Origin of the sequence: Cryobacterium sp. TMT1-19, assembly GCF_004403055.1 — a bacterium.
Lineage (GTDB): Bacteria > Actinomycetota > Actinomycetes > Actinomycetales > Microbacteriaceae > Cryobacterium > Cryobacterium sandaracinum.
The window spans coordinates 26,754-51,138 of the sequence record NZ_SOHB01000032.1 but is presented as its reverse complement, the minus strand read 5'-3'; the positions used below and the strand labels follow the sequence as shown (position 1 = coordinate 51,138).

The following is a 24,385-nucleotide window of genomic DNA, read 5'->3' as shown; positions in this document are numbered from 1 at the left end:
GCGGCATCGGCCTCCCGGTCGTCCCGTGGACGGCGAACGAGACCGCGAACTTGACCACCCTGATGGAGGAGGGAGTGGACGGCATCATCACCGACTACCCCGACCGCCTCCGCACGGTCCTCGAGGAGCGCGGCCTGAAGGTGCCGGCGGCGTACACCCGGTGACGGATGCGCCCCGGGCGCTGGTGCGCACCGGGCGCGTCGTGTAGCGTGTGGTCAGACCACACCGCCCGACGCGTGATCCCCCGTCGGGCACACCGCATGCCACCCCAACGTCGAGGAGGAGCCCGTGAGCATTGAACGCCGTGCCTGGGAAGTCGTGTTGCAGAGCATCGAGCTGGATCTCCTCAGTGGGCGACTACGCCCGGGTGACCATCTTCCGCCCGAGCGGGCCCTCGCCGCCGAGCTGGGCGTCGGACGGTCCAGCGTGCGCGAGGCCATCCGGGTGCTCGAAGTGCTCGGGCTGCTTCGCACGTCCGCCGGGTCGGGGCCCACGGCGGGTGCGATCATCGTGGCCCTGCCCGGCGGCGGCATGTCGGCGCTGATGCGTCTGCAGGTGGCGGCGCAGGGGTTCCCCGTCGCTGACGTGGTCAAGACCCGGCTGGTGCTCGAGGCCTCGGTCGTGACCGAGCTGGCGGAGGCATCCGCCCAGGCCAGTTCCACCATGGACGCCAACGCCTCCCTGCACCCCGACCTGACGACGCCCGAGCTGCTGCTCTGCGCCATGGAGTCTCCCGCGCTGACCGAGGGGGAATTCCTGGCCCTCGACGCCGCGTTCCACCTGGCCCTGGCCACCGCATCGGGCAACCAGGTCGTGACCGCCACGATGGCGGGGCTGCGCAGTGCCATCGAGGGCTATGTGCGGGCGGGCGCGACCAGCCTCGCTTCCTGGCCCGACACCTCCGCCCGGCTCCGCACCGAACACCGCGCGATCCTCGGCGCGATCGAGGCCGGCGATCCCCCGGCCGCCCGCAGCCTCGTGCAGTCCCATATCGCCAGTTACTACGCCGAAACCCACCTTGCCAACCACCTGCCCGACCTCTTCGCCAACGACCACACGGATGCCAACGGGCACCCGGTGGCCCGATAGAAAGGACCCTTCGACCATGGTTCAACGACGCATCCCGAAGATCAAAGACCTTGCCCCGCTGATGCACTTCAAGACCCCCGAGCTGAACGCGAAGAGGCGCCGCCTCGAGGGCGCGCTCACCATCTACGACCTGCGCGACATCGCCAAGAAGCGCACCCCCAAGGCCGCGTTCGACTACACCGACGGCGCCGCCGAGGCCGAGCTGTCGCTGGGCCGTGCCCGCCAGGCCTTCGAGGACATCGAGTTCAACCCGTCGATCCTGCGGGACGTGTCGGCCGTGTCGACGGGCTGGGACGTGCTCGGCGCCCCCGTGGCCCAGCCCTTCGGAATCGCCCCGACCGGGTTCACCCGGATGATGCAGACCGAGGGTGAGATCGCGGGCGCTCACGTCGCGGCCCGGGCCGGCATCCCCTTCTCCCTGTCGACCATGGGCACCACGTCGATCGAGGACGTCAAGGCCGCGAACCCCCACGGGCGCAACTGGTTCCAGCTCTACATGTGGAAGGACCGCGACCGCTCGATGGCGCTCGTGGACCGGGCCGCGAAGGCCGGCTACGACACCCTGCTGGTGACTGTGGACGTGCCCGTAGCGGGCGCGCGCCTGCGCGACAAGCGCAACGGTTTCTCGATCCCGCCGGCCCTGACCGCCGGAACGGTCATCAACGCACTGCCGCGGCCGGAATGGTGGATCAACTTCCTCACCACCGAACCGCTCGCCTTCGCCAGCCTCGACCGCTGGAGCGGCACAGTCGCCGACCTGCTCGACACCATGTTCGACCCCACCGTCACCTTCGAGGACCTGGCCTGGATCAAGGCGCAGTGGCCCGGCAAGATCGTCGTCAAGGGCGTACAGAGCCTGGCGGATGCGCGCACGCTCGCCGACCTCGGCGTGGACGGCATCATCCTCTCCAACCACGGCGGGCGCCAGCTCGACCGCGCCCCGATCCCGTTCCACCTGCTGCCGAACGTCGTGCGCGAGGTCGGCAGCGAATACGAGGTGCATCTGGACACGGGCATCATGAGCGGCGCCGACATCGTCGCGTCCGTCGCCCTCGGTGCCCGCTTCACCCTGGTCGGCCGCGCCTACCTCTACGGCCTGATGGCCGGCGGCGAGGCCGGCGTCGACCGGGCCGTCCAGATCCTCTCCGAGCAGGTCTCCCGCACCATGCGACTGCTCGGCGTGAACAGCCTGGAGGAGCTCGAGCCGGGCCACGTCACCCAGCTCGCACGCCTCGGCCGCATCGCGCAGCCGGTGGCGGCATCCGTCGGCGTGTAGCGCCGTGGCCGCCCGGCCGGTCGGACCTCGCCGAGTGTCGCCGTTTGTGCCGAGCTGACCCGTTCCAACGGGTCAACTCGGCACAAACGGGACAACTCGGCGGCTCGGCTACGTGGCGGCGAGCTCCGCGAGCACGGCGGCCAATTGCTCGACCGCCCAGTCGAGGTCGGCCTCGGAGACCACGATCGGCGGGGCCAACCGGATGGTGAAGCCGTGGGTGTCCTTCGCGAGCACGCCGCGGGCCAGGAGGGCCTCGCAGACCACCCGGCCGGGGGCGAGCGTCGGGTCGATGTCGATGCCGGCCCAGAGGCCGGCGCCACGCACGGCCACGACGCCCTGGCCGATCAACCCGGTCAGACCGTCGTGCAGGCGGGCGCCGAGAACGCGCGCGCGCTCCTGCTGCTCGCCGGTGGCCAGCAGTTTCACCACGGCGAGGCCGACGGCCGCCGCCAGCGGGTTGCCGCCGAAGGTCGAGCCGTGCTCGCCGGGGCGGAGCACGCCGAGGATGTCCCGATTGCCGACGACCGCCGAGACCGGCACGATGCCGCCGCCGAGTGCCTTGCCGAGCAGGTAGAGGTCAGGAACGACGCCCACCAGGTCGCAAGCGAAGGTCGCTCCCGTGCGGCCGAGGCCGGACTGGATCTCGTCGGCGATGAACAGCACATTGTGGCGGTTCGTGATCTCGCGCACGGCCGGCAGGTAGTCGGCCGGCGGCACGACGATGCCGGCCTCGCCCTGGATGGGCTCGAGCAGCACCGCGACCGTGTTCGCGTCGATCGCAGCCTCGAGGGCCGCGGCGTCTCCGTAGGGAACCGTGCGGAACCCCGGCGTGAACGGCCCGAAATCCTTACGGGCCGACTCGTCGTCGGAGAAGCTGATGATCGTGGTGGTGCGGCCGTGGAAGTTCTCCCCGGCCACGATGATGTTCGCCATCCCGGCGGCGACGCCCTTGACCCGATAGCCCCAGGCGCGGGCCACCTTGATGCCGGACTCCACCGCCTCGGCGCCCGTGTTCATCGGCAGGACCATGTCCTTGCCGGAGAGCTCGGCGAGCGCGGTCACGAACGGGCCGAGCTGGTCGTTGTGGAAGGCGCGGCTGGTGAGCGTGATGCGGCCCAGTTGCTCGCGAGCGGCGTCCAACAGGAGCGGGTTGGAGTGGCCGAAGTTGACCGCGGAGTACGCGGCCAGACAGTCCAGGTAGCGGCGGCCGTCGACATCCGTCACCCAGGCGCCGTCGCCGGACGCGACGACCACGGGCAGCGGATGGTAGTTGTGGGCCGCGTGCTCGTCTTCCAGCGCGATATACGCGGCCTGTCCGAGCGCGACAACCGGGGCGGTGGCCCGGTCGGTCATCGGCGCAGCTCCAGGGTGCAGCACTTCACGCCTCCTCCACCGAGCAGCAGCTCGGACAGGTCGACCCCGATCGGGTTGAAGCCGCGGGCGCGCAGTTGGGCCTCGAAGCCCTTCGCCCGCGCGGCGATGACCACGTTGTAGCCGTCGGAATAGGAGTTGAGGCCGAGGATGGCCGCGTCCTTCTCGGCGACGATGATGGCGTCCGGGAATCGCTCGCGCAGGATGGCCAGGCTCGGCTCGTCGAACGCGCTCGGCAGGTAGGCGATCTCGCCGTTGCCCGTGGCCGGCGACGCGTCGAGCACGGCGATGGCCGTGTCGAGGTGGTAGAAGCTCGGATTGATCAGGTTGAGCGTGATCACGGGGCGGCCGTAGATCGCCGACACCTCTTCATGGCTGTTCGAGGCGCTGCGGAACCCGGTGCCCGCGAGGATCACGTCGCCCACGAGCAGGAAGTCGCCCTCGCCCTCGTTGATCTCCGCCGGCACGCGCACGTCGAATCCGTTGGCGCCGAACCAGTCCATGTAGGCCGGACCTTCCGGCTGGCGTTCGGCGTAGGTGAAGGCCGCGCCGTAGGAGATGTTGTCGATGACGAATCCGCCATTGGCCGCGTAGACCATGTCCGGCAGGCCGTCGACGGGGTCGATCAGGTGCACGTCGAAGCCGAGGCCGACATAGGTGTCGTGAAGCGTTTGCCACTGGGCGACGGCGAGCGCGGTGTCCGTCGGGATGGCGGGATCCATCCAGGGGTTGATGCGATAGACGACGGAGAAGAAGTCGGGCTTGCACATCAGCACGGTGCGCTTGACGGGCGTGCGCACGGGGAGGGCCGGCGAGACGAGCTCGTCCAGGTTCGGGGCGGTGAGGTTGGTCGACATGGTGACTCCTTCGGCGGCCATCCGCCCCCTTCGGGTGAGGTCGGCTGGCGGGGTGGATGGCGGACCAGGTCACTCACGAGAGCTCTGCCGGCACGAAACGCCTGGACAGAGACGCCATCTTTAGTCTTACACAGCACGAATCGGATGTGCACCCCACTCTGCGCCGAAAACGTGCGCGCGTCCGGCCCCTCACGCAGTTTTCCGCCACAACGGGCGATGACGGATGCCGCACGTCCGCCCGTTGGTCCGCTCGCCACGGCGCAGCTATCCAGTGAATTGCGCTATCGTGCGCGGGTTTTCTGCGTTCATGAGTGCGCCAGCGCAACGATGCCCCTTAGACTCTCGGCATGGACAACCTCGACCGTGGCATTCTCGACCTGCTCCGCCAGAACGCCCGGGCGGGCTACGGCGATATCGGCTCGGTCGTCGGACTCTCGGCGTCGGCCGTGAAACGCCGGGTCGACCGGCTCGTGGCCGACCGCGTCATCCGCGGTTTCACCATCCAGGTGGATCCGGCCATCGACGGCATGAGCACCGAGGCCTACGTCGAGCTGTTCTGCCGCGGCACCGTTGCGCCCGAGGAATTGCTGCGCATCCTGTCCGGGGTGCCGGAGGTCGTGGACGCCGGAACCGTCACGGGCAGCGCCGACGCCATCGTGCACATCCGGGCCCGGGACATCCCCGGTCTGGAGGCGGCGCTGGAAAAGGTGCGTTTGGCACCCAACGTGGACCACACCCGCAGCGCGATCGTGCTCTCCCGGCTGATTCACCGCTCCGCCGAGTAGCCGCCCGGCTCCCAGCAGGATCGGACCGGCCGGCGCCGAGGACATCAGCGCGGCGCGTGTCGCTAGCCCGGCACCGGGACGGGGCGCCGGGTCACGGGGGCGAGCAGGTGGATCAGGGCGACCGCCGCGATCGATCCGGCGCAGAGGATGCCGGCAAGCACCACGATCTGGAACCTCCCTGCCTCGAGCGGAGAGGCTCCACCGAAAATCGCTCCCACGAAGGCTCCGGGCAGCGTGACCAGCCCGGTGGTCTTCGTCTGGTCGGTCGAGGGGATCAGGGCGAAGTACACCGCGCGGCAGGCCAGTTCCCGGGTGGACTGGCGCGGGGTGGCGCCGAGGGCCAGCCAGCCCTCGACCTCCTCCCAGTGCTCGGTCACGCCCTCGGTGAAGCGCCGGCCGGAGAGCGTGGCGATCGACATGGCGTTGCCGATGATGATGCCGCCGAACGACAACACGTAGCGCGGCGTGAACTCGAGCGCGCCGGTGCCGAAGACCACGAGGAGGGTGACCATCACGCCCAGGCCCATCGAGGCGGCCACCCAGGTCGCGTGCCGCCGGGTGGCGCCGATCCGGCGGGTGACCGTGCCGACCGCAGCGGTGAACATGACCGCCAGACCCACGCCGACCCAGAACGGGTCGGAGATGATGCCGCTGAGGATCAGGCTGATCGCGGCGAGCTGCAGGGCGCCGCGCAGCACGGCGAGGGCCGGTGCGAACGGATGCGGCACCCGGTAGCCGTGCAGCACCAGCGTGACGATCGCGATGAGCAGCGCGATCCCGAGCAGGGTCGGCGCCAGTCCGGCCAGCTGGGCGGGGAGGTCGCGGGGCCAGGTCACGTGACGAGCCTAGCGAGCCGCCGCGCCCGGCAGGCCCCGGTGATCGGAATCCGTCAACGACTGGGCTCCGTCAGCACGCGGAAGGGGCGCTGGCGATCGCACGGACGGCCCTGGGCATCCGTTGAGGCCGCCAGTGCCCGAGAAAGCTAGCCGTCGTACGAGGCGGCGAGGCGGCGGAAGCCCTCATCGAGGCTCACCACGGGCGTCCACCGCAGCTCGGACCGGGTGCGGCGCTGGTCGAACCAGTGCGCGGTCGAGAGCTGCTCGGCCAGGAACCGGGTCATCGGCGGCTCGTCGGCGCCCGGACGGATGCGCCAGGCCGCCTCGATCAGCGCCCCCGCACCGCGGGCAACCCCGGCCGGGACCCGCCAGGCCGGCGCCGGCACGCCGGCGGCCCGGCACATGCCCGCGAGCAGTTCGGCGACCGGCCGCGGCTCCCCGTTCGTGATCACGTAGGAGCGGCCGTGCACGGCGTCGGCCTGATAGAGGGCTGCCGCGATGGCCGTGGCAGCGTTGTCGATGTAGGTGGTGTCGATCAGGGCGGCGCCGTGGCCGAGCAGCGGCAGGCGTCCGGCGCGGGCGCGCTCGACGATCCGGGCCACGAGCTGGGTGTCTCCCGGGCCCCAGACCAGGTGCGGCCGCACGGCGACCACGCGCAGGGCGGCCGAATCCGCGGCGAGGGCGACCAGTTCGGCCTCGGCCTTGGTGCGGGCGTAGGGACCGCGGGCCCCGGCCGGGTCGGCCGGCTCGGCGTCGCTGCCGACAATGGATGCCCCGGCGTGGGCGACCGAGGGCGACGACACGAAGACGAAGCGGGAGGCTCCGGCATCCGTGGCCGCGGCCAGCAGGGTGCGCGTGCCGCCCACGTTCACGGCGGCGAACTCGGCCGGGCTGCCGGCCAGGGACACCTTGGCGGCCAGGTGCACGACCGCGTCCATTCCGGCGACGGCGCGCCGGGCCTCGGCGGGCGCGGTGACCGAGCCGAGCAGGTCGGTCACGCCGGGCACGCCCGACGGGCGCCGCTGGAAGGCGCGCACCTCGTGTCCGGCGGCCGCGATCTCGGCCGCGACGGCGCGGCCGAGGAAGCCGCTGGCCCCGGTGACAAGCACCCTCACGGCAGCACCGTCGGCGAAAATGCGCTGCGCGGGTGCTGCGCCGCTGCGCGCGTGGCCTGCCGGCAGCGGAGGGGCGCAGCCTGCGCGTGACGCGAGAGGCGCCTCACGGGCGGGTCATCCGCGCGCCGGATAGGATGCCGCCGGCCCAGCGCCCCAGCCGGGTGCGGTCGATCTTCGAGTTGTGACGGATGTCCGTGGGCAGATGCGGCACGACCAGCACCGCGGCCAGCGGCAGCCCCGCGACGGCACGCACGGCGGCGGCCAGCCCGGGGTCGGCCAGCGCGACCCGGCGGGTCGGCGTGCGGGTCTCGACCACGGCGACCACCTGCTGGGTGCCGGTCGGCCCAACCCCGACGACGGCGGCCCGGGCCACCGCTGCGACGGACTCGATGCGCTGCTCGGGACCGACCGGGGTCACGACGCCGGTCGCCGTCGTGATCACGTGCGGCAGGCGCCCTTCCACCCAGAGGCGTCCGGCGGCGTCGAAGTGCCCGACGTCGCCCGTGCGGTGCCAGCGTTCACCGGGCACGGCGCCGCTGCGGGCGGCCCGGTCGGTCAGCCACAGGCGGTCGTAGTGGTCCTCGACGTGCGGCGCGGAGACCACGATCTCGCCGGTGACCCCGGCGGCCTCCGACAGCTCGCCGGTGGCGTGCCCCTGGGCGTCGAGGGCGCTCGTGCGGATGCGCGTGGTCGCCGTCGCGCGGCCGACGCAGACCCCGCCGGGGCCGGCCGGGGCATCCGTCGCCGTCGCGGCAGAGGACAAGGCAGACGGCGAGACCCCCGGCGTGGTCGCCGTGGCCATCGCCTCGCGGATGCCGTCGAGCGAGATGTCGGCCATCAGCAGCCCCTCGGTCATGCCGTAGGGCGTGTGTGCGGAGGCCGACGGCATCAGCCGGGCCGCGGCCGCGAGCAGCGGCTCGGAGACGGGGGCACCGGCGGAGAGAAAACTCGACACGCCGGCGAGGCTGACATGGTCGGCGGCGGTCAGGCTGCCGGCGGTGGCAACGACGTTGGCCAGCGCGGCCGGCGACAGGAATACCACGGTCGCGTCGATGGCGGCGACCGCGGCGGCGACGGATGCGGCGGTCAGGGTCTTCGGCTTCGTCACGTCCATGTCCGGGGTCACCGAGCGGGCGCCGAGGGCCGGGCCGAGCAGCGCGAACGGGGCGAAGCCGGCCACCAGGCCGGTGCCGCGGCCCACGCCGTACTGCGCGAACAGCGCGTCGCTGACCGCGGCGAGCTGGCCGTGCGTGTAGACGACGCCCTTGGCCGGCCCGGTCGAGCCGGAGGTGAACAGCACGGCGGCAGTGTCTCCGGGTTCCGGCGGCGACGGAAGCTGCTCGTCCACGCCGAGCGCGATCAGCTCGGCGAGGGTGGCGGAGATGTCGAGGGCGCGCATGGCGGCGCGGGGAAACCGCGCCACGGAGATCTTCTGGCCGGGCCAGTCGAGGGCCCGGGCGGCGAGCAGCCCGGGGGCGGCGCCGATCACGTGGTCGGGGCGCGCGCCGCGCACGGCGCGGGTCAGCCCGCGTAGGCCGAGGCCGGCATCCGCGACCACCACGATCGCGCCGATCCGCACGCAGGCGTAGAGCACCGCGGTCAGGTCGGCGCCGGGTGGAACGAGCAGCGAGACCCGGTCGCCTTTCCGCACGCCGATACGATCGAGGCCGCAGGCGAGCTGCCGCACCCGCCGGGAGAGCAGGCGCCAGCTGACGACGCGGGGTGCGCCGCCCCCGGGCGGGGCCATGTCGACCAGCGCGGTCTCGTCGCTGTTCTGCAGTTCGTCCAGGTAGTGCCAGAGCGGATGCCGCTCGCCGGCCGCCCAGCCGCCCACACCCTGTTCGACCGAAACGGCAACCTGAGGGGCAGCGGAGGAAGCGGCGGAGGCGACAGCAGCGATTGCAGCGGCAGGCACCGCGCGGTCGCCGAGCCAGGTCAGGGCGGCCGCGGCGTAGTCGACGTCTTCCATGACGAGATGCCCGGCACCCTCGAAGCGATGCACGTCCGCGTGCGGCAGGCGGTCCACGAGGTCGTCGAGGTAGCGATCGCTGAAGATCGGGTCGGTCGGGCCCCAGAGCATCAGGGCCGGTACGGTCAGGTCGCGGATGCCGCCGGAGATGCGGGCGATTTCGGCCGCGCTTTCGTGTGCGCCATGCACCGGGATGTCGGCGACGAACGCGCCGATCCCGCCGCGGCGGGCCGCGCCGCGGTAGGGCGCGCGATACGCCTGCTTCACCGCGGCCGGAAGCGGCGGGTGCGCCAGTGCCAGTGTCGTCTCCAGAAACGCCGGCGTGGCCACGGTGCCGGAGCCGAGCACGCTGCTCCGCAGTGCCAGCCGCAGCGGGGCAGGCACCGGCGCATCGCCCGGCTGGTGCACGGCCGTGTTCAGCAGCATGACCCCGGCAAGCACGTCCGGGTGGTCGACGGCCCAGCCGAGCGAGATCGACCCGCCCCAGTCGTGACCGAAGGTGACCACCGGGCCGGCCAGGCCGAGGGTGTCGGTCAGCTCGCCCAGGTCCCGCACGCGCGTGGCGAGCGGGCGCACCGCGCCGCTTCGCTCGGAGAAGCCCATCTCGAGCTGGTCGACGGCGATGACGCGCCAGGCCTCGCCGCCGTGACAGGCCGCATCCGTCGCCGCCGTGACGAACTCGCGCCACAGGTAGGACCAGGTGGGGTTACCGTGCACGCAGAGCACCGTGCCCACGGGGGTGACGCCCAGCTCGGCGAGACGCTCCGCGTTGTCGAGCAGGTGCCAGGTGCGGGTGACCGGATGCCCGGAGGCGGTCGACACGACCGGCACCAGGCGCGAGAACGCGGCATCGAGCCCCGACAGGCCGGCCGGCGGCAGGGACGCGGGCGCCGGCGTCGCCGCGGCGCGCGGGAGACGGTAGGACACGGGAGCAGAGCCGCGCTTCACCAGGCGAGTTCCATCATGGCCGTGTTCAGGCCACTGCCGACGCCCATCAGCAGCACCCGGTCGCCGGTCCTGAGCCGCGCGGCTTCCTCGGCCAGGGTGATCGGGATCGACGCGGGCCCCACATTGCCGTACAGCGGGTAGGTGAGCGGCACCCGGCTGCGGTCCAGCCCGGTCGCCTTCACGATCGCGTCGGTGTGCACATCCGACACCTGGTGCAGGATGTACCGGTCCATGCCCGACCAGTTCCAGTCGCGTTTGGCCTCGGTCCAGGCCGAAACGACGAGCTCCATGCCGCCCTTGAGCAGCGCCTTGGCGTCGGTGAACATGCCGTCGACGCTGCCGACGCAGAGGCCGTTGAACTCGGTGGCGGCGCGGGTCACGCCGCCGAGGATGCGGTGCCCTTCCGGATGCGCGTCGGCCCGACCGAGCACGGCCGCGGCCGCGCCGGAGCCGAGCGTCAGGCTCGCGAACTCGCTCATGAAGTCCTTGCGGTTGATGTCCGGGCGGCCGAGGCGCTCGATCGTGTTGGTCTGGATCTCGTCGGCGTCCTCCCCGTCGATGATCACGGCGTACTGCACCTGGCCGGAGTCGATCAGCTGTGCGGCCAGGGTCATGCCGTTGACGAAACCGAGGCAGGCGTTCGCGATGTCGAAGTTCGTGGCCGAGGAGGGCAGGCCGAGGCCGTGGTGGATGCGCACGGCCACCGAGGGCTCGAGGTGCTTGCGGGTCACCGAGGTGTTGATCATCAGGCCGACCTGGCCCGGCTGGATGCCGGCGGCGGCCAGGGCGCGCGTGCCGGCCGCGACGGCCGCGTCGTCGAAGGCCTGGCCGGGCGCCCAGTTACGGCGCTCGTGCACGCCCGCCACCCGCTGGAGCAGGCCGCTCGGCAGCTTCAGCCGTTTGAGGGCCGGCTGCAGGCGACGATCGATGTCCACCGAGGTCGTGACCTGCGGGGCGAGCTCGGTCGCCACCGACAGCAGGGCGACATTGCGGTGCGTCGTCGTTGCGTTACCGTCCAACTGTGGATCCCCTGTCGAATTGCAGCAGTGGTCAGCCGCGCCTCGATCATTGTGCACCAGAAGCCTGATCGTTGTCCGCACTCCTGCTGGTGCAGTCGACCGCAGACTGCGGCCACCAAAGACCTATTTTAGCCTTGTGGTCGGCCGCCGTCGCACGGGCCGCAGCCCGGCCCCTAGATGATCCCCTCGGAGAGTGTGCTCGGGTTGCCGAAGCGGTGCGCCGTGATCGAGATCGCCTGCTCGCGCAGGAACGGGAGCAGCTCGACCCGGCCGGCCTGGGTGACGGGGTGTGCGTACACCGCGATGTCCGGGCTGCCGCCGAGCGCGTGGGCCAGGCGGGAGGCCTCCGCCTGCGCCCCTGTCAGGCGGTCCCCGCCGATCAGGCGCACCCGGCTGGTGCGGATGCCACCGGCCTCGGCCCGCTGCAGCCATTCGTCGTCGCTCTCGACCGAAACCGCGATCTCGCGCTCGGCGAGCACGTTGCGCACCATCGGCGGCACCGGGATGGCACTGGAGACCTCGAACGACGCCGTCGACAGGGTCGCGGCAATGATCACGCGCAGCAGGTCGGCGAGGGTGCCGGCCTCGGTCAGGCGCACGGTGACGGGCAGCGGGCGGTAGCGGAACAGGTTGCGTTCGAGACCGAGGTCTGAGACGTCCCTGACCGCGCCGAACTCGTCGCGCCAGGCCAGCGCGTCACTCAGCGCCGACCGGCGCAGCACGTCGAAGTCCGCGTAGTCGAGCACGGTCTGCGCCGCCTCTATCAGGGCGGTGACGGTTTGGTCGAGGCCGCGCAGGTGGAGCGTCGAGCTGTTGCGGCCGGCTTCGCTCACCCAGCCGCCGAACCCGTACAGGTAGTTCGGGCCGCCGGCCTTGGTGCCCGGGCCCACGGCCGAGCGCTTCCAGCCGCCGAAGGGCTGGCGCTGCACGATCGCGCCGGTGATGCCGCGATTCACGTAGAGGTTTCCGGCCTCGATCGTGTCCAGCCATTCGGTCAGCTCGGCCGGGTCGAGCGAGTGCAGCCCCGAGGTGAGGCCGTAGTCGACCGCGTTCTGGAAACGGATGGCCTCCGCCAGGTTGCGGGCGTGCATCACTCCGAGCACGGGCCCGAAGAACTCGGTCAGGTGCACGTAGGAGCCGGGCAGCACCCCGGTGCGGATGCCCGGCGACCAGAGGGTGCCGGACTCGTCGAGCTGCTGGGGCTCGACCAGCCACTTTTCGCCGACGCCGAGCGTGGTGAGGGCGTGGCGCAGCTTGCCCTCGGCCGGCTCGATGATGGGGCCCATCTGGGTGACCGGGTCGGAGGGGCGGCCGACGCGCAGGGAGGTCGCGGCATCCGTCAACTGACTGATGAAGCGCTCCGATTTGGCGACCGATCCGACCAGGATGACCAGGCTCGCGGCCGAGCACTTCTGCCCGGCGTGCCCGAAGGCGCTCTTGATGACATCGGCGGCGGCGAGGTCGAGGTCGGCGGAGGGAGTGACGATGATGGCGTTCTTGCCGCTTGTCTCGGCCAGGAGGGGCAGGTCTTCGCGGAAGCTGCGGAACAGCTGCGCGGTCTCGTAGCCGCCGGTCAGGATGACGCGGTCGACGGCCGGGTGCGAGATCAGGCGGGTACCCAGTTCCCGGTCGGCGAGGTCCACGAGCACGAGCAGGTCGCGCGGCACGCCGGCTTCCCAGAGCGCCTCGACCATGACCGCGCCGGAACGCTGGGCGAGCTTGGCGGGCTTGACGATGACGCCGGAGCCGGCCGCGAGGGCGGCGAGCACGCCGCCGGCGGAGATGGCTACCGGGAAATTCCACGGCGGGGTGACCACGGTCAGCTTCGAGGGCACGAAGATCGCGCCCTGCACGGCGTCGAGGTCGCGGGCCCGTTCGGCGTAGTAGTGGGCGAAGTCGATCGCCTCGCTGACCTCGGGGTCACCCTCGGCGATGGTCTTACCGGTTTCGGCGGCCATCACCTCGATCAGGCGGTCGCGGTTCGCGGCGAGCGCGAGCCCGGCCCGGTGCAGCACTGCGGCGCGCTCCGCTCCGGTGCGCTGCCCCCAGGCGGCGCCGCAGGCCGCCGCGGCCTCAATCAGGCGGTCCAGCTCGGCCGGGTCGCTGACCCGGGCGTCACGGATGGCGTCCAGCCCGAGCGTGGAGGTCTCGACCCGGCTCAGGATGTGACGACCCCAGGCCCGGTTCGCGGGCAGGGACGGGTCTGTGTCGGGTTCGTTGTGGAAACCGGGGTGCGGCAGGCTCTCGACCGAGCCGCGGGTGAGCCCGAGCACGGCTGCGGTGAGCCCGACGCCGGACTCGTCGCCGACTTCATCCTCGTCATCGCCGGATTCGCTTGCGGGTACCTCGCCGCGGCCGGCTGCATCGAGCTGGGTGACCTGGATACGGTCCTGGCGGCGGTTCGGCTGTGGGACGACCGCGTCGAGGCCCGCGAGAGAGGCCAGGAACCGCTCCTTCTCGCGGTCGAAGAGCTGCGGGGAACTCGTCAGCTCGAACACCGCCGACATGAAGTTGTCCTGGCTGGCGTTCTCCTCGAGGCGGCGGATCAGGTAGCTGATGGCCACGTCGAATTCGGCCGGGTTCACGACGGGCGTGTAGAGCAGGAGGCGGCCGACGTCGCGGCTCACGGCCTCGGCCTGGCTGGTGGCCATGCCCAGCAGCATCTCGAACTCGACCCGGTCGTCCACGCCGCGCTTCGTGGCCAGGAGGTGGGCCCAGGCCACGTCGAAGAGGTTGTGGCCGGCGACGCCGATCTTGACGGCATCCGTGTTCTGCGGGGTGAAGGCCCAGTCGAGCACGCGCTTGTAGTTCGTGTCGCTGTCCTGCTTGGTGGAGTAGGTCGCCAGCGGCCAGTCGTGCACGGCCGAGTCGACGTGTTCCATGGCCAGGTTGGCGCCCTTGACGACACGCACCTTGATCGGGGCTCCACCCGCGGCCCGGCGGCCCTGTGCCCAGTGAGTAAGACCCTGCAGGGCCCCGAGGGCGTCGGGCAGGTAGGCCTGCAGCACGATGCCGGCCTCCAAGTGCAGCAGCTGAGGCTGGTCGAGGATGCGCTCGAACACCGCGATGGTGAGGTCGAGGTCGCGGTACTCCTCCATGTCGAGGTTGATGAACTTGGCCCCGGTGGTGGAGCCGCCCCCGGTGGTCGAACCGCCCCCGGTGGTCGAACCGCCCCCCGCCGCCAGCTCGTAGAGCGGGGTCAGGCGTTCGACGACGCGGTCGACGGCCTCGTCGAAGGACCACATCGACAGCTGGCTGGCGATGGAGGAGACCTTGATCGAGACGTAGTCCACGTCGTCGCGGGCCAGCAGGGCGCGGGTTCCCTCGAGGCGGCGCAGCGCCTCCTTCTCCCCGAGCACGGCCTCGCCGAGCAGGTTGATGTTGAGCCGGTTGCCGGACTCGCGCAGGTGGGCGATCGCCGGACCGAGCTTCTCGGGCGTGGCGTCCACGACCAGGTGCCCGACCATCTGGCGCAGCACCTTCCGCGCGGCGGGGATGACCACCCAGGGCACCACCGGGCCGAGCACGCCGCCGAGGCCGATGGCGCCGCGCAGGTAGGAGGGGAGGAAGCCGGGCGCCTGTTTCGCAACCTTCTGCAGGTTGTAGCCGGCGACCATGAGGTCTTCCGGGCGCATGACGCCGTCGACGAAGCCCACGGTGAAGTCGAGCCCGTTCGGGTCTTTCAGCACGCCGGCGAGGCGCTGGGCCGACAGGTCGGCGGGGATCGTGGCGCTCTCGGCGAGCCACTTCTGCACGAGGGCGACCACATCGGCGCTGAGATCGTGCTGCACGGATGGAGTGGAGTTGGTCATGGTCACGAGGCTAGTTCTTTCGTTCACGGCGGACGGCTGTTCTCAGTGTGAGGTTTTCGTTCCTTTAGCAAAAGCGAATCTTTATGATCGATATTGATTAGCATTTATGATCAGTATTGATACGATCGAGGAGGGTGACGGATGCTGGATGTGCGCCGACTGCGTCTGCTGCACGAGCTCAAGATCCGCGGCACCCTGGCGGGAGTCGCCGAAGCCCTCGCTTACAGCCCGTCCGCTGTGTCGCAGCAGCTCGCGCTACTGGAGAAAGAGGCCGGGGTTTCCCTGTTGCAGAAGGTCGGGCGCCGGGTGCGGCTCACCCCGCAGGCCGAGGTTCTGGTGCTGCACACGACCTACCTGCTCGAACGGCTGGAACTGGCCGAGGCGGAGATGACCGCGTCGCTGACGACCGTGTCCGGCACGGTGCGCGTGGCCCTGTTCCAGTCCGCGGCGCACGCCCTCATCCCTCAGGCCCTCACGTTGCTCGCCGAGGAGTTCCCCGAGCTGCGGGTCGAGGTCACCGAGCGCGAGCCGGAGCGCGGCCTGTTCGAGGTGTCTGCGCGCGATTTCGACCTCGTGCTCGCCGAACAGTATCCCGGGCACACCCGGGTGCACTGGCCTGACCTGGACCGTGTGAACCTGGCGACGGATGCGCTCCGGCTGGCCGTTCCGCCCTCGCGCGGCGGCCGCGCGGCGGCAGCGTCGCTCGCCGACGCCGCCGATCTGCCCTGGGTGATGGAGCCGGAGGGAACCGCCTCACGGCACTGGGCGACCCAGCTCTGCCGGTCGGCGGGATTCGAGCCCGACGTGAGGTTCGAGACGGCCGACCTGATCGCGCACATCCGCCTGATCGAATCCGGCAATGCCGTCGGCATCCTGCCGGACTTGATCTGGGCCGGGAAGATGCCGACCGTCCGCGGTGTCGAGCTGCCCGGCGGGCCGCTCCGCACCGTCTTCTCCTCGGCCCGGCGCTCGAGTGCCAGCCGACCGGGCGTGCTCGCCGTGCGCGACGCCCTGGCCCGCGCCGTGGAACTGGTCGCCGCCCCGGTGACAGGTTGACCTTCCCCGGCTTTGATCGTTGAACGGGCGCGTCCGGCGGCTCGCGTCGACACCCGTGAACGGAGCCCCACCATGACGAAGCCAACCGCTGTGCTCGCCTTCGCCGCCGTCGCCCTCGCGCTGGGCCTGACCGGATGCTCCACCGGCGCCGATAGCGCGGACGTGACGGGCACGTGGGGCACCCCCGACGCCAGCGGTACGCCCGGCCTCGAGCTGAAGGCCGACTCGTCCGTGACCGGCACCGACGGCTGCAACCGGCTCGTCGGCACCTGGTCGATGAGCGGCGACACCGTCGAGTTCGGCACGTTCGCGTCGACCCTGATGGCCTGTGAGGGCGTCGACACCTGGCTGGGCGGAGCGAGCACGGCCACCGTGGCCGGGTCGACCATGACCATCCAGGACGCCGACGGCGACGAGCTCGGCACGCTCGAACGTGCCGACTGACCCGGCCGGGCGGGCAAGCTGCGCGGGCCCGACGCCCCGGGCTGGTCTCGGTTCCTGAGTAGTCTCGGTGCATGAGCGAACCCACACACGATGTCGTGATCATCGGCGGCGGACACAACGGCCTGACGGCCGCCGCCTATCTGGCCCTGGCCGGCAAAAGCGTTCTCCTACTCGAGCAGGGCGAACACGTCGGAGGCGCGGCCATCTCAGCCCCGGCCTTCCCCGGCGTCGACGCGCGGCTCTCGCGCTACTCCTACCTGGTCAGCCTGCTGCCGCAGCGAATCATCGACGAGCTCGGTCTCGAGATCGGGCTGGCCCGGCGCCGGTACTCCTCGTACACCCCCGATCCGGCCGACACCCGAACCGGACTCCTGGTCGACCGCGGCGACGAGCCGGCCACCCGCGCCAGCTTCGACCGGGTCGGCGCGGCCGCCGATTTTTCCGCCTGGAATGCCTTCTACCGTGACACGGAGAGCGTTGCCCGGGCGCTCTTCCCCACCGTCTGCGAGCCGCTGCCCACGCGCTCGGAGGCCAGGACCCTGCTCGGAGACGACATGCTTTGGGAGCAGTTCTTCGAGCGGCCGCTCGGCGGCGCGCTCCGTGATCGCTTCCAGAACGACCTCGTGCGCGGGGTGGTCGCCACCGACGGCCTGATCGGCACCTTCACGTCGCTGGACAGCGCGGAGCTCGACGCGAACCGCTGCTTCCTGTACCACGTCATCGGCAACGGGACCGGGGACTGGGACGTGCCGGTCGGCGGCATGGGCGCCGTCTCCGGCGAGCTGGAGAAGGCCGCCCGGCAGGCCGGCGCCCGGATCGTGACGGAGGCCGAGGTCACCGGCGTCACGCCGGAGGGCGAGGTGAGCTACCGGCACGGCGGCGCCCTGCGGGTCGTTCAGGGCCGGCACGTGCTCGCCAACGTCGCCCCGTGGGTGCTGCGGGGTCTCCTCGGCGAGGCCGCGCCGGCATCCGTGCGCCCCGACGTCGAGCCGGGTGCCGGCCCGAGTGCCGGGCCGAGCGCGGGGCCCGACGCCAAACCGGAGGGCGCGCAGGTCAAGGTGAACCTGCTACTCCGCCGACTGCCGCTGCTGCGCGACGAGGACGTGTCCCCCGAGGCCGCGTTCGGCGGCACCTTCCACATCAACGAGACCCTGACCCAGCTGGAGAGCGCCTACAACCAGGCCGACCACGACGGCTTCCCCGAGCTGCTGCCCTGCGAGATCTACTGCCACTCGCTCAGCGACCCGAGCATCCTCTCCCCCGAGCTCGTCGCCGCCGGCGCGCAGACCCTCACGGTGTTCGCGCTGCACGCCCCGCACCGCTGGCTCACCGAGGAGAACAACGACGTCAGCCGCGACCGGCTGCAAGCCGCCGTTCTGGCGTCGCTGAATTCCGTTCTGGCCGAACCCATCGAGGACCTCTTGCTGAGCGATGCCGCCGGCCGGCCCTGCATCGAGACGAAGACCACGCTCGACCTGGAGCACGCCCTCAACCTCCCCGGCGGCAACATCTTCCACGGTCCTCTGGAATGGCCGTTCCTCGAGGACGACGCGCCGCGATCCACCGCGGCCGAGCGTTGGGGGGTGGCGACGGAGCATCCGCGGATTCTGATCTGTGGGGCGGGCGCCAGACGCGGCGGCGGCGTCAGCGGCATCGGCGGTCACAATGCGGCGATGGCGGTGCTCGAGGGGTAGGCGCCGGGTCCCGGCCGGAGGGCGTGGCTGTTGATCCCCGCCCGGAGAAGGGCATAGTTTTGTACTGAGGCCCGTGCCTCACTCACCGTGGAGGTTCGCATGTCATTCAAGCCAACCGGACGCCTTGCCTATCGCGAAGACGGTCTGTACCTCATGCTCGACCGGCTCTTCAGCGCGTCGAAGGACGACGTGTGGGCGAGCGTGAGCCGGTCCGCCGGCCTCCAGGGCTGGATCGGAACCTACACGGGCGCTCCCGAGACCGGCGCCGTGCGATTCAAGTTGGACGAAGCGGATGCCGAGTGGGAGTACGTGAGCATCATCAAGTGCATCCCGCCGAAGCGGTTCACCGCCGACATCGGCGAGGGTGCCGCCGCCCGGCACGTGATCCTGCACCTCGTCGAGGGGGCGGGGATGACCACCCTCACCTTCGGCCAGCGCCTGCACTCCGCCGCGGAGGCCGCCACCGTCGGCCCGTTCTGGGACTACTACTTCGACCGTCTCGTTGCGGCGCGCACCGGTCAGCCGATACCCGCCCGGACCCACTACAAGCCCCACGTCGAGTACTACAGTGAGCTCATCCCGCCCAAGAAGGCCACCGAACCCACCGTCTAGTCCTGATCGATTGGTTGTGTCGCTCGCGGAGGATCAGAGCTGATCGCCCCGCGTGGACGCTGGTCGCCCGCGTGGACGCTGGTCAGCACAGGCGCCACGCCATGCCCGGCGTCGAACCAATTCGACGGAGATTCTCGGGCAAAACTGCATTTCCGTACTGTTTCGGGTTGATTCGGGCAGAATCTCCGTCGAATTCGTTCGGGCTACGGGCGGGGGTGCCGCAGGACCCCGGACTCGGCTGACACGGCAGACACGGCGCGTGGCGCTCCCACTCAGGTCCAGTGGCTGGGGGCGGCGGCGCGGGTGGCGGGCATCGCGACATCCGCGCTCCACTCGAGCAGCCAGGCCGGCACCGTCACGTCCTCGGGCACCGCGCCCACGGCGTCGACGAGCTCGTCGATGCCCACGACCCCTCCGCTGCGCTTCAGGAACCGTCCGCGGATGAAGCCCTGCGCGTAGATCTCCGGGGTTCCGTCGGCGTCCGGCCGCACGAACCGCTGCTCCACGTAGACGGCCTTCTCGTCGAAGCCCAGGATGCGCGACTCCACCGTGAACTTCTGGCCGAGGGTCAGCGACTTGCGGAAACTGATCGTCTCCGACACCACCACCGGGTACCAGCCGCGCTTCAGGAAGATCGCCCAGATGCCGGTACGGTGCAGCATGTCGAAGCGGGCGATGTCCATGATCGACAGGTATACGCCGTTGTTCATATGCCGAAGGATGTCCTGGTCGGTCGGCAAAGTGATGAACCGGGTGCTGGCCACGTCGTAGTGGCCCAGGCGCGGGCCGAAGCGGGAGAAGACGGAGTGCAGGAGGGTGCGCCAGAGCATGTGCATCTTGAGAGGCTAGCCACCGGCGGTGCCGGGGCGCATTCTGCTGCCGCGAGCCACAAGCATCCGGGCCCGCACGACCGGAACCTGCACGATTACCACAGTGCCTCCGGTTGAGCGTGCCCGTTCCGTGGGTCACTCTCGACCGGACCAGGCACACTCGCGACAGCGGATGCCCCGGACTCCCGGCCGGGTTAACCTTTCGTATATGGTCCCGTTGCCCAACCTGCTGACGTTCGCGCTGGCATCCGTCGCCCTGATCGTGCTGCCCGGACCCACCGTGCTGTTCGTGATCGGGCGGTCCCTGGCGCTCGGACGCCTCGGCGGTCTGCTGAGCGTGCTCGGCAACGCCCTCGGGCTGATCCCGGTGGTCGCGGCCGTCGCGCTGGGCCTCGGCGCAATCGTGACCGGATCGATCGTGGTGTTCACGACGATCAAGTTCGCCGGCGCCGCGTACATCGTCTACCTCGGCGTGCAGGCCATCCGGCACCGGCACGCGGCCGCCCGGAGCCTCGGACTGAGCAGCGTGCCGAAGACGAAGTGGCGCCTGCTGGCCGAGGGATCGGTCGTGGGGATCAGCAACCCCAAGTCGATCGTGTTCTTCGTGGCCGTGCTGCCCCAGTTCGTGGACTACTCGGCCGGGGCCGTCCCGCTGCAGCTGCTGACTCTGGGCCTCGTGTTCGTGCTGCTTGCCCTGCTCGGCGACAGCGTGTGGGCCCTCGCGGCAGGCTCGGCCCGCGATTGGTTCGCCTCGTCCCCCCGCCGCATGGAGCACCTCTCCGCGGGCGGCGGTGTCATGATGATCGGCCTCGGCGGCGTGCTCGCCGCCACGGGCGCCCAAGCCTGACCTTGCCCCCGGTGGTCGACCGCGGTTCCGATATCGGCCCCGAAAGTCGGGCCTGTCGGACCCGGTGAGCCGATGTCCGAAGGTTTCTCTGCGGCCCGCATCCGTCGCGGCGCACCCGGTGGAAGCTGGCGGACCGTAGAACATGCGCCGGCTTCCACAGGGTGCGCCACGAACGTTCTAGGCGACGGTTGCGACGGCCGCGAGCGGCACCCCGGCGACGCGGCGCACGAAGGCACCCAGGCGGCGGTAGACCTCGTGCGATTCCGGATGCGCGGCGTCCTGCTGCCGGGTGTGGCGCGTGTTGGTCTGCTTCCGGTCGTAGATCAGCGCGTCGACCGCGATGGAGCGCCGGCGCAGCGCAGCGATGAAATTGAGGTTCGCCCGGTAGAAGTAGTCACGCTCCGAGGTGGTCACGAACACCGGCGGGAACCCGCGCTCGAGCCACTCGATCGGGGACATGAACCGGGCCGCGGTACGCAGCACGACCCCGCGGCCGCGCTCCGGCAGCAGCATCCGCAGAAAATTCAGGCTCAGCACGAATCCGTGCTCGAACATCACCGAGATGTCGGCGATCCCCGCCGAACTCCTCGATGTGGCGGGCCACCCAACGCAACACCTCGTTGCCGTCGTCCAACATGTGCTTCAGCTGGAAGCGCGTCGCCATCCGGTAGTTCGCGTTGACGACGATCATGCCGTCGACCGCCTGGCTGGCCGCGTACTCCGTCAGCGGCGCCTTGTCGCCCGAGGTCCAGCCGCCGCCGTGGAAGTAGACGTAGACCGGCAGCGGCCCCGGCGCGCGAATTGCGGGGCTGCGACGGGCGGTTCATCGGGTGGGGCTGCAGATCTGGATCACCCGAGAACCGGAGGAGAAACGCCCGTGGACAACCTGAGAAGACCTCGGCTCAGGGGTTGTGGGCGGCTCCTCCGTGCACACCCGTGGCCTCGAGCACCGCGCGCGCCAGGGTGTGGAAGTGCAGGTTGAACCCCAGCACGGCCGGCGTGGAGTCCGGGTCGATGTCGAGCCGGGCCACGTCGACCGCGTGCACGATGAACTGGTACCGGTGCGTGCCGGTGCCGGCCGGAGGGCTCGCGCCGACGAAAGCCGACTGACGGCCTTCATTGGGCAGGGTCACGGCACCCCTCGGCAGCAGCCGGCCGCCCGGAGCGCCGGCGTCTGCGGGCAGGGCCACGCAGTCGGCCGGCAGGTTGACGACCGCCCAATGCCAGAATCCGGACCCGGTCGGAGCGTCCGGGTCGTACAGGGTCACCGCGAAACTCTTCGTGTCGGCCGGGAATCCCGACCACTCCAGGTGCGGGGACAGGTTCCGGCCGCCGGAGGCGGTGCCGTACTGCGCCGCGGTGAGGGGCACTCCGTCGGTCATGTCCGTGCTCGTCAGCGTGAATAGCGGTACAGCGCCGAACCGGGCGAGAGGATCGTTCTGGGCCATTGGGCCTCCAATTGGTTGCCAGAAGCTTAGCCAACCGGCCACCCGGCCCGCGCCCCCCCACCCAGGCACCCACCCGGATATCAGCCGAATACCAGCCGGCGAACTCGGTAAAATGGCGCGGTGGCTATTCCGAAGATCCTGCTCTACTACGTCTTCACCCCGCTGGCCGACCCCGAGGCCGTGCGTCTCTGGCAGCGAGACCTGTGCGAATCGCTGGGCCTGCGCGGGCGAATCCTGATCTCCACCGACGGCCTCAACGGCACCGTCGGCGGCGACCTTCCCGCGATCAAGCGCTATCTGCGCAAGACTCGGGACTACGCCCCGTTCAAGAATCTCGACGTCAAGTGGAGCGAGGGCACCGGGCTCGATGAGCAGGGCTTGAGCCTCGACTTCCCCCGGCTGGTCGTGAAGGTGCGGGATGAGATCGTGAGCTTCGGCGCACCCGGCGAGTTGCGCGTCGACGCCGGCGGCGTGGTCGGCGGCGGCGCCAAGCTCTCCCCGGCCGAGCTGCACGCCCTCATCGGTGAGCGCGGCGACGAGGTCGTTTTCTTTGACGGCCGCAACGCGTTCGAGGCCGAAATCGGCCGCTTCCAGAACGCGATCGTGCCGGATGTCGCCAACACCCGCGAGTTCGTGGCTGAGCTGGAGAGCGGCACGTACGACCACCTCAAGGACAAGCCCGTCGTCACCTACTGCACCGGCGGCATCCGCTGCGAGGTGCTCAGTTCCCTGATGAAGGAGCGCGGCTTCGGCGAGGTCTACCAGCTTGACGGCGGCGTCGTGCGCTACGGCGAGGCCTTCGGCGACGACGGCCTCTGGAACGGTTCGCTCTACGTTTTCGACCAGCGGATGTCGCTGGACTTCAGCGACCACACCGCCGTGATCGGGCGCTGCTTGGTGTGCGGTGAACCGACGAAGAACCTGCTCAACTGCCGAGATGCCTCCTGCCGGGAACAGCTCGTCGTCTGCCCGGGCTGCGTCGCTGCCAAGACCCCGGCGTGCGCGGCCCACGCCACCGCCCACGCTGACGCGCACACCGGGGCCTGACCGGCCGCGGTGCGCCCTTTCGCAGATGCCGACATGCTACTTCCCCGGGGCAGGAGGCGGGGCCGTGATTGGATGCACTGTGACCTTTGATGCGCAGACGATCCGACCCAGCTTTCCCGCCCTCGCCACCGGCACGGCCTTCTTCGACGGCCCGGGCGGCACCCAGACCCCGCTGGCGGTCGGTTCCGCGATCGCGTCGACCCTGACCGGGCCGCTCTCGATCCGGGGAACCGGAAGTACCTCCCAGCAGAACGCGGAGGACGCCGTCACCGGGTTCCGGAGCGCCATGGCGGATCTGCTCGGCGCCGAAGAACGCGGAATCGTCTACGGACGCAGCGCCACGCAGCTGACCTACGACCTGGCGAACGCCCTGTCCGCCGGATGGGGCCCGGGCGACGAGGTCGTGGTCACCCGGCTCGACCACGACGCGAACATCCGCCCGTGGATGCAGGCCGCCGACCGGGCCGGCGCCACGGTGCGTTGGGCGGACTTCGACCCGGCCACCGGTGAGCTGAGCGTCCCGGACATCGCCGCGGTCCTCAGCGAGCGCACCCGGCTGGTAGCCGTGACCGCCGCCTCCAACCTGATCGGCACCCGCCCGCCGGTGGCGGCGATCGCCCGGCTCGCACATTCCGTCGACGCGCTCCTCTACGTCGACGGCGTGCACTACACGCCGCACGCGTCGGTGGACGTCGTGGCGCTGGGAGCGGACTTCTTCGTCTGTTCGGCCTACAAGTTCTTCGGTCCGCACTGCGGGATTCTCGCTTCCGCGCCCGCGCTGCTCGAAACGATATATCCCGACAAGCTGGTGCCCTCGAGCGACCAGGTGCCCGAGCGTTTCGAGCTGGGCACGCTCCCCTACGAGACGATGGCGGGGGTCACGGCCGCCGTCGAATTCCTCGCCGGCCTCGGCGACTCCGCGCCGGCCGGGGCCTCTCGGCGGGAGCGCCTGATCCGCTCGTCCCAGGCTCTCGAACACCACGAGGAGACCCTGCGCGGCGAACTGGAGGCCGGCCTGGCGGAGCTGCCGGGGGCGCGACTGCACTCGAGGGCTGCCGTGCGCACACCCACCGTGCTGGTCACGTTCGCCGGCCACGACACCGCGGATGCGTCCCGCCACCTGTGCAAGCAGGGCATCCTCGCCCCCGCCGGCTCGTTCTACGCCCTCGAAGCCTCCCGGCACCTCGGACTCGGCGACCGTGGCGGCCTGCGGATCGGCCTCGCCCCCTACAACACCGTCGATGAGGTGGCCCGGCTGCTCGCCGCACTGCGCGTCTTCCTCCGCGTCACCTGACCCGGTCGTCTCCGCCCCTAGGCTGGAACCAGATCC

Annotated in this window: 21 protein-coding genes and 1 pseudogene; 11 read left to right on the top strand and 11 right to left on the bottom strand. The window is 70.8% G+C overall.

Annotated features, from left to right (window positions below; genetic code table 11):
- Nucleotides 1–50 precede the first annotated feature (50 nt).
- The 3 genes from E3T40_RS17560 to E3T40_RS08475 all read left to right on the top strand — a co-directional run bounded on the left by E3T40_RS17560 (nt 51) and on the right by E3T40_RS08475 (nt 2,365).
- Entirely contained in the window at nt 51–164 is a 114-nt protein-coding gene (locus E3T40_RS17560) for a hypothetical protein (protein ID WP_370287901.1), read from the top strand.
- Nucleotides 165–288: 124 nt separating this feature from the next.
- Nucleotides 289–1,089, top strand: a complete 801-nt coding sequence (locus tag E3T40_RS08480) for a FadR/GntR family transcriptional regulator (RefSeq protein WP_134543130.1) — start codon at nt 289–291, stop codon at nt 1,087–1,089.
- 16 nt (nt 1,090–1,105) lie between these two features.
- A complete protein-coding gene (locus E3T40_RS08475; protein ID WP_104170049.1) occupies nt 1,106–2,365 on the top strand; it encodes an alpha-hydroxy acid oxidase in 1,260 nt (419 codons plus the stop codon).
- Between the two features lie 108 nt (nt 2,366–2,473).
- Here E3T40_RS08475 and rocD read toward each other — a convergent pair whose 3' ends face one another.
- Together rocD and ddaH are read right to left on the bottom strand one after the other, a co-directional pair.
- Complete coding sequence (gene rocD, locus E3T40_RS08470) at nt 2,474–3,718, bottom strand: ornithine--oxo-acid transaminase (RefSeq protein WP_134543144.1); 1,245 nt, start codon at nt 3,716–3,718, stop codon at nt 2,474–2,476.
- The gene (gene ddaH / locus E3T40_RS08465; protein ID WP_104170077.1) at nt 3,715–4,593 is read right to left on the bottom strand and encodes a dimethylargininase; all 879 of its coding nucleotides are present in this window, start codon (nt 4,591–4,593) and stop codon (nt 3,715–3,717) included. The genes rocD and ddaH overlap by 4 nt, the downstream gene beginning before the upstream one ends.
- Before the next feature lie 347 nt (nt 4,594–4,940).
- Between ddaH and E3T40_RS08460 the strand changes: the two genes are divergently transcribed.
- On the top strand, nt 4,941–5,378 hold the full coding sequence (locus E3T40_RS08460; RefSeq protein ID WP_104099917.1) for an Lrp/AsnC family transcriptional regulator: 438 nt from the start codon (nt 4,941–4,943) through the stop codon (nt 5,376–5,378).
- A 62-nt stretch (nt 5,379–5,440) separates the two neighbouring features.
- Here E3T40_RS08460 and E3T40_RS08455 read toward each other — a convergent pair whose 3' ends face one another.
- From E3T40_RS08455 to E3T40_RS08435, 5 genes are all read right to left on the bottom strand, one after another.
- Nucleotides 5,441–6,214 carry an ABC transporter permease gene (locus E3T40_RS08455; RefSeq protein WP_174843657.1) on the bottom strand — a complete coding sequence of 258 codons (774 nt, stop codon included), beginning with the start codon at nt 6,212–6,214 and terminating at the stop codon, nt 5,441–5,443.
- 146 nt (nt 6,215–6,360) lie between these two features.
- The gene (locus E3T40_RS08450) at nt 6,361–7,329 is read right to left on the bottom strand and encodes an NAD(P)-dependent oxidoreductase (protein ID WP_134543129.1); all 969 of its coding nucleotides are present in this window, start codon (nt 7,327–7,329) and stop codon (nt 6,361–6,363) included.
- A gap of 103 nt (nt 7,330–7,432) precedes the next feature.
- Nucleotides 7,433–10,246 carry an alpha/beta fold hydrolase gene (locus E3T40_RS08445; protein WP_241981717.1) on the bottom strand — a complete coding sequence of 938 codons (2,814 nt, stop codon included), beginning with the start codon at nt 10,244–10,246 and terminating at the stop codon, nt 7,433–7,435.
- Nucleotides 10,243–11,265, bottom strand: a complete 1,023-nt coding sequence (locus tag E3T40_RS08440; RefSeq protein ID WP_104099919.1) for a 3-oxoacyl-ACP synthase III — start codon at nt 11,263–11,265, stop codon at nt 10,243–10,245. The genes E3T40_RS08445 and E3T40_RS08440 overlap by 4 nt, the downstream gene beginning before the upstream one ends.
- Before the next feature lie 173 nt (nt 11,266–11,438).
- Nucleotides 11,439–15,077, bottom strand: coding sequence for a bifunctional proline dehydrogenase/L-glutamate gamma-semialdehyde dehydrogenase (locus E3T40_RS08435; protein WP_134543128.1), 3,639 nt, complete (start codon nt 15,075–15,077; stop codon nt 11,439–11,441).
- Between the two features lie 141 nt (nt 15,078–15,218).
- Between E3T40_RS08435 and E3T40_RS08430 the strand changes: the two genes are divergently transcribed.
- The 4 genes from E3T40_RS08430 to E3T40_RS08415 all read left to right on the top strand — a co-directional run bounded on the left by E3T40_RS08430 (nt 15,219) and on the right by E3T40_RS08415 (nt 18,883).
- Complete coding sequence (locus tag E3T40_RS08430) at nt 15,219–16,133, top strand: LysR family transcriptional regulator (RefSeq protein ID WP_104099920.1); 915 nt, start codon at nt 15,219–15,221, stop codon at nt 16,131–16,133.
- Nucleotides 16,134–16,205: 72 nt separating this feature from the next.
- Complete coding sequence (locus tag E3T40_RS08425) at nt 16,206–16,577, top strand: META domain-containing protein (protein ID WP_134543127.1); 372 nt, start codon at nt 16,206–16,208, stop codon at nt 16,575–16,577.
- Between the two features lie 71 nt (nt 16,578–16,648).
- Nucleotides 16,649–18,271 carry an NAD(P)/FAD-dependent oxidoreductase gene (locus tag E3T40_RS08420; RefSeq protein ID WP_104194363.1) on the top strand — a complete coding sequence of 541 codons (1,623 nt, stop codon included), beginning with the start codon at nt 16,649–16,651 and terminating at the stop codon, nt 18,269–18,271.
- Nucleotides 18,272–18,370: 99 nt separating this feature from the next.
- Nucleotides 18,371–18,883, top strand: a complete 513-nt coding sequence (locus E3T40_RS08415) for a hypothetical protein (RefSeq protein WP_104170044.1) — start codon at nt 18,371–18,373, stop codon at nt 18,881–18,883.
- A 272-nt stretch (nt 18,884–19,155) separates the two neighbouring features.
- On the opposite strand, the gene E3T40_RS08410 is transcribed toward E3T40_RS08415, so the two are convergent.
- On the bottom strand, nt 19,156–19,719 hold the full coding sequence (locus tag E3T40_RS08410; RefSeq protein ID WP_104170043.1) for a thioesterase family protein: 564 nt from the start codon (nt 19,717–19,719) through the stop codon (nt 19,156–19,158).
- 202 nt (nt 19,720–19,921) lie between these two features.
- Between E3T40_RS08410 and E3T40_RS08405 the strand changes: the two genes are divergently transcribed.
- Nucleotides 19,922–20,560, top strand: coding sequence for a LysE family translocator (locus E3T40_RS08405; RefSeq protein ID WP_104170042.1), 639 nt, complete (start codon nt 19,922–19,924; stop codon nt 20,558–20,560).
- 177 nt (nt 20,561–20,737) lie between these two features.
- Here the strand turns inward: E3T40_RS08405 and E3T40_RS17035 are convergent, their stop codons facing one another.
- From E3T40_RS17035 to E3T40_RS08395, 3 genes and pseudogenes are all read right to left on the bottom strand, one after another.
- On the bottom strand, nt 20,738–21,115 hold the full coding sequence (locus E3T40_RS17035; protein ID WP_233194024.1) for a hypothetical protein: 378 nt from the start codon (nt 21,113–21,115) through the stop codon (nt 20,738–20,740).
- Nucleotides 21,116–21,182: 67 nt separating this feature from the next.
- Nucleotides 21,183–21,344, bottom strand: a pseudogene (locus E3T40_RS17030) (alpha/beta hydrolase); the annotation flags it as partial.
- Nucleotides 21,345–21,462: 118 nt separating this feature from the next.
- On the bottom strand, nt 21,463–22,008 hold the full coding sequence (locus E3T40_RS08395; RefSeq protein ID WP_134543126.1) for a YbhB/YbcL family Raf kinase inhibitor-like protein: 546 nt from the start codon (nt 22,006–22,008) through the stop codon (nt 21,463–21,465).
- Nucleotides 22,009–22,128: 120 nt separating this feature from the next.
- On the opposite strand from E3T40_RS08395, the gene E3T40_RS08390 reads away from it, so the two are divergent.
- A complete protein-coding gene (locus tag E3T40_RS08390; RefSeq protein ID WP_104170041.1) occupies nt 22,129–23,055 on the top strand; it encodes a rhodanese-related sulfurtransferase in 927 nt (308 codons plus the stop codon).
- Between the two features lie 79 nt (nt 23,056–23,134).
- Entirely contained in the window at nt 23,135–24,349 is a 1,215-nt protein-coding gene (locus E3T40_RS08385; protein ID WP_104170040.1) for a cysteine desulfurase-like protein, read from the top strand.
- Nucleotides 24,350–24,385 lie beyond the last annotated feature (36 nt).

Bases quoted from the DNA above. Each gene is read 5' to 3' on its own strand.
- E3T40_RS08475 (WP_104170049.1), top strand. From the start codon at position 1,106: ATGGTTCAACGACGCATCCCGAAGATCAAAGACCTTGCCCCGCTGATG.
- rocD (WP_134543144.1), bottom strand. From the start codon at position 3,718: ATGACCGACCGGGCCACCGCCCCGGTTGTCGCGCTCGGACAGGCCGCG.
- ddaH (WP_104170077.1), bottom strand. From the start codon at position 4,593: ATGTCGACCAACCTCACCGCCCCGAACCTGGACGAGCTCGTCTCGCCG.
- E3T40_RS08460 (WP_104099917.1), top strand. From the start codon at position 4,941: ATGGACAACCTCGACCGTGGCATTCTCGACCTGCTCCGCCAGAACGCC.
- E3T40_RS08435 (WP_134543128.1), bottom strand. From the start codon at position 15,077: ATGACCAACTCCACTCCATCCGTGCAGCACGATCTCAGCGCCGATGTG.
- E3T40_RS08430 (WP_104099920.1), top strand. From the start codon at position 15,219: ATGCTGGATGTGCGCCGACTGCGTCTGCTGCACGAGCTCAAGATCCGC.
- E3T40_RS08425 (WP_134543127.1), top strand. From the start codon at position 16,206: ATGACGAAGCCAACCGCTGTGCTCGCCTTCGCCGCCGTCGCCCTCGCG.
- E3T40_RS08420 (WP_104194363.1), top strand. From the start codon at position 16,649: ATGAGCGAACCCACACACGATGTCGTGATCATCGGCGGCGGACACAAC.
- E3T40_RS08415 (WP_104170044.1), top strand. From the start codon at position 18,371: ATGTCATTCAAGCCAACCGGACGCCTTGCCTATCGCGAAGACGGTCTG.
- E3T40_RS08410 (WP_104170043.1), bottom strand. From the start codon at position 19,719: ATGCACATGCTCTGGCGCACCCTCCTGCACTCCGTCTTCTCCCGCTTC.
- E3T40_RS08405 (WP_104170042.1), top strand. From the start codon at position 19,922: ATGGTCCCGTTGCCCAACCTGCTGACGTTCGCGCTGGCATCCGTCGCC.
- E3T40_RS17035 (WP_233194024.1), bottom strand. From the start codon at position 21,115: ATGTTCGAGCACGGATTCGTGCTGAGCCTGAATTTTCTGCGGATGCTG.
- E3T40_RS08395 (WP_134543126.1), bottom strand. From the start codon at position 22,008: ATGGCCCAGAACGATCCTCTCGCCCGGTTCGGCGCTGTACCGCTATTC.